This is a genomic window from Streptomyces flavofungini (genome assembly GCF_041028215.1).
Classification (GTDB): domain Bacteria; phylum Actinomycetota; class Actinomycetes; order Streptomycetales; family Streptomycetaceae; genus Streptomyces; species Streptomyces flavofungini_B.
The window spans coordinates 1-5,782 of the sequence record NZ_JASKYR010000477.1 but is presented as its reverse complement, the minus strand read 5'-3'; the positions used below and the strand labels follow the sequence as shown (position 1 = coordinate 5,782).

The following is a 5,782-nucleotide window of genomic DNA, read 5'->3' as shown; positions in this document are numbered from 1 at the left end:
CCGAGGACCCGCCCGCCCAGAAGACCCGCAGGCGCGGGCGGCTCGTCCCCTACTGGCTGCTGCTGCCCGGCATCCTCTGGCTGGTCGTCTTCTTCGCGCTGCCGCTGGTCTACCAGGCGTCGACCTCCGTACAGACCGGGTCGCTCGAAGAGGGCTTCAAGGTCACCTGGCACTTCGCGACCTACTGGGACGCGCTCACCGACTACTGGCCGCAGTTCCTGCGCTCGGTGCTCTACGCGGGCGCCGCCACCGTCCTGTGCCTGCTGCTCGGCTACCCGCTCGCCTACCTCATCGCGTTCCGCGCGGGCCGCTGGCGCAACGTCATCCTCGTCCTGGTCATCGCGCCGTTCTTCACCAGCTTCCTCATCCGTACGCTGGCCTGGAAGACGATCCTCGCGGACGGCGGGCCCGTCGTGGGCGCCCTGAACTCCCTGCACGTCCTGGACGTCACGAGCTGGCTCGGCGTCACCGCAGGCGACCGGGTCCTCGCCACCCCGCTCGCGGTGATCTGCGGCCTCACCTACAACTTCCTGCCGTTCATGATCCTGCCGCTCTACACCTCCCTGGAGCGCATCGACGGGCGGCTGCACGAGGCCGCGGGCGACCTCTACGCCAAGTCGTCCACGACGTTCCGCAAGGTGACGTTCCCGCTCTCCATGCCGGGGGTCGTCTCCGGCACGCTGCTCACCTTCATCCCGGCGGCGGGCGACTATGTGAACGCCGACCTGCTCGGCTCCACCGACACGCGCATGGTCGGCAATGTCATCCAGACGCAGTTCCTGCGCATTCTCGACTACCCCACGGCCGCCGCCCTCTCCTTCATCCTCATGGCCGCCATCCTCTTCATGGTGACCTTCTACATCCGCAAGTCGGGGACGGAGGATCTTCTCTGATGGCCGCTCTCCTGCGCTGGCTGCGCCGCAACCTCGTCGTCATCGCCGGGCTTTTCACGCTCGGCTATCTGCTGCTGCCGAACGTCGTCGTCACCGTCTTCTCCTTCAACCGGCCGAAGGGGCGCTTCAACTACTCCTGGCAGGAGTTCTCGCTCGACGCCTGGAAGGACCCGTGCGGCGTCGCCGACATGTGCGGCTCGCTCTCGCTGAGCCTCCAGATCGCCACCTGGGCGACGATCGGGGCGACCGTGCTCGGCACGATGATCGCCTTCGCCCTGGTCCGCTACCGCTTCCGGGCCCGCGGCGCCATCAACTCGCTGATCTTCCTGCCGATGGCGATGCCCGAGGTCGTCATGGCCGCCTCGCTGCTCACGCTCTTCCTCAACATGGGCGCTCAGCTGGGCTTCTGGACCGTCCTCATCGCCCACATCATGTTCTGCCTCAGCTTCGTGGTGACCGCCGTCAAGGCGCGCGTCATGTCGATGGACCCCCGCCTGGAACAGGCCGCGCAGGACCTCTACGCGGGTCCCGTGCAGACCTTCCTGCGGGTGACGCTGCCGATCGCCGCACCCGGCATCGCGGCGGGCGCGCTGCTGGCCTTCGCGCTCTCCTTCGACGACTTCATCATCACGAATTTCAACGCGGGCTCGACCGTGACGTTCCCCATGTTCGTCTGGGGATCGGCACAGCGGGGCACGCCCGTTCAGATCAATGTGATCGGTACGGCGATGTTCCTCGTCGCCGTGCTCCTGGTGCTCGCCGGAATGCTCATCGGCAGGCGCCGCACCAAGCAGGCCCGGTAATCCCGCATTTTCTCCAGGCCAGAACTCAGCAGACCAGAACTCAGCAGTCCCCAAAGGAGTGGAAATCATGGCCCCAAGCGCCATGACCCGTTGGACCACGTCTCTCTCCGACGCCAAGCCGGTCTCGTACTGGCTCGACGATCCCGGCAGGCCGGACCCCGAGCCCGCCCTGACCGGTGACGACCGCTGCGACCTCCTCGTCGTCGGCGGCGGCTACAGCGGCCTGTGGACCGCCCTCATCGCCAAGGAGCGCGATCCGCGCCGCGAGGTGGTCCTCGTCGAGGGCCGCGAGGCGGGCTGGGCCGCCTCCGGCCGCAACGGCGGCTTCTGCGCCGCCTCCCTGACACACGGCATCGCCAACGGGCTCTCCCGCTGGCCCGGCGAGATCGCCAGGCTGGAGGAGCTCGGGGCGCGCAACCTCGACGAGATCGAGGCGGCCGTCAAGCGCTACTCCATCGACTGCGACTTCGAGCGCACCGGCGAGATCGACGTCGCCACCGAGCCGCACCAGATGGCCGAACTGCGCGAGATGTACGAGGAGATGGCGGCCCACGGCCTGGCGGGCGGCACCGAGCTGCTCGACGCCGACGCCCTGCGCGCGCACGTCGACTCGCCGACCTTCCTCGGCGGCCTCTGGGACCGCGAGGGCGTCGCCATGCTGAACCCGGCGAAGCTGGCGTGGGGTCTGAAGCGGGCCTGCCTGGAGAAGGGCGTACGCCTCTACGAGCACACGCCCGCACTCGAACTGGCCCGGTCCGGCGCCGGAATGGCGGTCCGCACCCCGTACGGCAGGGTCTTCGCCCGCCAGGTCGCGCTCGCCACGAACGTCTTCCCCTCGCTGGTCAGGCGCCTGCGCTCGTACACCGTGCCGGTCTACGACTACGCCCTGATGACCGAGCCCCTGACCGACGAGCAGCTCGCCTCGATCGGCTGGCGGAACCGGCAGGGCCTCGGCGACAGCGCCAACCAGTTCCACTACTTCCGGCTCTCCGCCGACAACCGTGTGCTGTGGGGCGGCTACGACGCGATCTACCCGTTCGGCGGCAGGGTGCGCGCCGAGTACGACGACCGGCCCGAGACGTACGCCAAGCTCGCGGGGCACTTCTTCACCTGCTTCCCGCAGCTCGAAGGGGTCCGCTTCACGCACGCGTGGGGCGGCGCGATCGACACGTGCTCGCGCTTCTCGGCCTTCTTCGGCACGGCGCACAAGGGGCGCGTCGCGTACGCGGCCGGGTACACGGGCCTCGGCGTCGGGGCGACCCGGTTCGGCGCCGATGTGATGCTTGACCTGCTCGCCGGTGAGCGCACGGAGCGCACCGAACTGGAGATGGTGCGCACCAAGCCGCTGCCGTTCCCGCCCGAGCCGTTCGCCTGGACGGGCGTCGCGCTGACGAAGTGGTCGCTGGCCCGCTCCGACGCCAACGGCGGCAGGCGGAACCTCTGGCTGCGGACGATGGACCGGCTGGGCCTCGGCTTCGACAGCTGAGCTCTTCGCCGATGGCCGGTTTTCATCGGCGGAACCCGCGTAACGCACCGCTCCTGACCCCCTCTCACCTGTGACAGGCACAGCAGCCGCACAGAGAGGGAGGCCCCGCCATGACCGGCACGGGCGGCACCGGAGGAACCTCGGGCACGGGAGGCACGGGAGGCACGCGTGGCTCCGGCACGAGGACGGCGGTCGAATGGCTCGTGTCGGTGGCGCCCGAACCGGACGCCTGCCGCTGGGAGTGGGAGCGCAACCCCCTCGGGGTCGCGCTCCTGCCCGCGGGCCGGGCCTGGGACGTGCTGATCGTCCCCGGTGACCTGGGGCTCGCCACGCTCGATGTGCTGGCCCGCTGCCTCGACCGCCCCGGCCCGGTGCTCGCGGGCCACGGGGACGCCCGCGTCGGCTTCTTCGTGCCGCCGGGCACGGCCGCCCACTGGGTGGGCACGGGCGTACGGGGTGTCGGCACCGGCACCTGGATCGTCGTGCCCTATCCGGGCCGGATCACGGGCGGTGTGCGCTGGCTGGTGTTACCCGACGGCTCGGGCACGCTGACGGACCCCGCCCGGCTCGAAATGGCGATGCACGAGGCGGCGGCGCGGGGAGCCACGTAAGGCACCGCCACCGGGAGAGGTCACGGATACCGCCGCTGTCAGAAGTATTGACAGCGGCATTGGTCTGGACCAAGTTGAGCGGGCGCGCGCATCCACCCCAGAGCACCTCCCGTCCCCCCATCCCGGAGGCAGAAGTGGACCGTTCCCTGTTGCGTTCTCCCCTGCGTGGCCTCAGACGCGCCACCGTGGCCTCGGCCCTGGCCTGTGCGCTCACCGCGTCCGGCCTGCTCACCGCCGGAGCCGCGGCGGCTCCCGGGGCCGAGGCCCCGGTGCGGGCGAAGGCCGCGGCCGACCACGCCCTCGTCGGCTATCTGCACACCAGCTTCGCCAACGGCTCCGGGTACACCCGCCTCGCGGACACCCCGGACAGCTGGGACATCATCGACCTCGCCTTCGGCGAGCCCACCACCGCGACCTCGGGCGACATCCGCTTCGACCTCTGTCCGAAGACGGAGTGCCCGAACGTCGAGACCAAGGCCGAGTTCAAGGCGGCCGTCAAGGCCAAGCAGGCGGCGGGCAAGAAGGTCCTGATCTCCATCGGCGGCCAGAACGGCCAGGTGCAGCTCACCACCGCCCAGGCCCGCGACAAGTTCGTCTCCTCGGTTTCGGCCATCATCGACGAGTACGGGCTCGACGGCCTGGACATCGACTTCGAGGGCCACTCGCTCTCGCTCAACGCCGACGACACCGACTTCAAGAAGCCGAAGACCCCGGTCATCGTGAACCTGATATCGGCGGTGAAGACGCTCAAGGCCAAGTACGGCTCGCGCTTCACGCTGACGATGGCCCCGGAGACGTTCTTCGTGCAGCTCGGCCACCAGTTCTACGGAACCGGGAAGTGGGGCGGGCAGGACCCGCGCGCCGGTGCGTATCTGCCGGTGATCCACGCCCTGCGCGACGACCTCACGCTGCTGCACGTGCAGGACTACAACTCGGGTCCGATCATGGGCCTGGACAACCAGTACCACTTCATGGGCGGCGCGGACTTCCACATCGCGATGACGGACATGCTGCTCACCGGCTTCCCGGTGGCGGGCGACAAGAACAACGTCTTCCCCGCGCTGCCCCCGCAGAAGGTGGCGATCGGCATGCCCGCCTCGGTCAACGCGGGCAACGGCCACGTCTCGACCGCGGAGGTCAACAAGGCCCTCGACTGCCTGACCAAGGGCACGAACTGCGGCGCGTACAAGACCCATGGCACCTGGCCCGACCTGCGGGGCCTGATGACCTGGTCGATCAACTGGGACCGCTTCAACGGCCGGGAGTTCTCGAAGAACTTCGACGCCTACTTCGGCTGAGCCGAGTCCCGCTGCGGGGGCGTCCCGTACCGCGCGGTCACCCACACCAGGCCCTGGAGCAGCATCGCGAAGAGCAGCCAGCTCGCCACGACATCCAGGGGCCAGTGGTAGCCGCGCCGTACGAGGCCGAAGCCGACCGCGAGATTCAGCAGTGCGCAGCCGATGACCAGCTCGCGGCGGGCGTAGGCGCCGCGCAGCAGGGGGAGCAGGAGGAGCGCCGCCGCTCCGTAGGCGACCGTGGCCGTCGCCGTGTGCCCCGAGGGGTAGTAGCCGTCGCCGTCCATGCCCGGCGGGCCCGTACGGGCGACGGCCAGCTTGAGGGGGACGACGAGCAGCGGCACCAGGGCCATCGCGACGGCGGCGGCCACCGGCGGGAGCCACCAGCGGTACGCCCCGGCCCGGTGGCCCCGCCAGGCCGTGTACGTGATCACGGCGGCGAGCACCGGCACGGCGACCGTGACATTGCCGAGGTCGGCGAGGAACTCCGCGGCGCGGTCCGGGAAGCGGCTGCCGCCCAGCGCCCGTCCGGCGCGCTCGTCGGCGCGGCGCAGTGGCCCGTCGGCGACGACCTGCCAGGTGAGGAGCGCGAACAGCAGCGCGCACAGGGAGAGGAGAAGGGGCGGCCGCCCCGGAACMRSSSSSSCGGTTCCGGAGCGGCCGAAAGGATCGGGTCGCCGCGCGCCCCGGGGGG

At 70.2% G+C, this 5,782-nt stretch carries 5 protein-coding genes and 1 pseudogene; 5 read left to right on the top strand and 1 reads right to left on the bottom strand.

Going from position 1 to position 5,782, the window contains the following annotated elements; translation table 11 throughout:
- From AB8Z36_RS27475 to AB8Z36_RS27455, 5 genes and pseudogenes are all read left to right on the top strand, one after another.
- Positions 1 to 893, top strand: an 893-nt coding sequence (locus AB8Z36_RS27475; protein WP_369216068.1) for an ABC transporter permease, incomplete at its 5' end; no start/stop codon positions are given.
- Complete coding sequence (locus AB8Z36_RS27470) at positions 893 to 1,696, top strand: ABC transporter permease (RefSeq protein WP_369216067.1); 804 nt, start codon at positions 893 to 895, stop codon at positions 1,694 to 1,696. The genes AB8Z36_RS27475 and AB8Z36_RS27470, both read left to right, overlap by 1 nt.
- 67 nt (positions 1,697 to 1,763) lie before the next feature.
- A complete protein-coding gene (locus AB8Z36_RS27465; RefSeq protein WP_369216066.1) occupies positions 1,764 to 3,182 on the top strand; it encodes an NAD(P)/FAD-dependent oxidoreductase in 1,419 nt (472 codons plus the stop codon).
- A gap of 110 nt (positions 3,183 to 3,292) precedes the next feature.
- Positions 3,293 to 3,793 (top strand): hypothetical protein, encoded by a 501-nt coding sequence (locus AB8Z36_RS27460; RefSeq protein ID WP_369216065.1) that lies wholly within the window; start codon positions 3,293 to 3,295, stop codon positions 3,791 to 3,793.
- A 293-nt stretch (positions 3,794 to 4,086) separates the two neighbouring features.
- Positions 4,087 to 5,091, top strand: a pseudogene (locus AB8Z36_RS27455) (chitinase); the annotation flags it as partial.
- Here the strand turns inward: AB8Z36_RS27455 and AB8Z36_RS27450 are convergent.
- On the bottom strand, positions 5,079 to 5,782 hold a 704-nt coding region (locus AB8Z36_RS27450), incomplete at its 5' end, for a phosphatase PAP2 family protein (protein ID WP_369216064.1). The pseudogene AB8Z36_RS27455 and the gene AB8Z36_RS27450 overlap by 13 nt on opposite strands.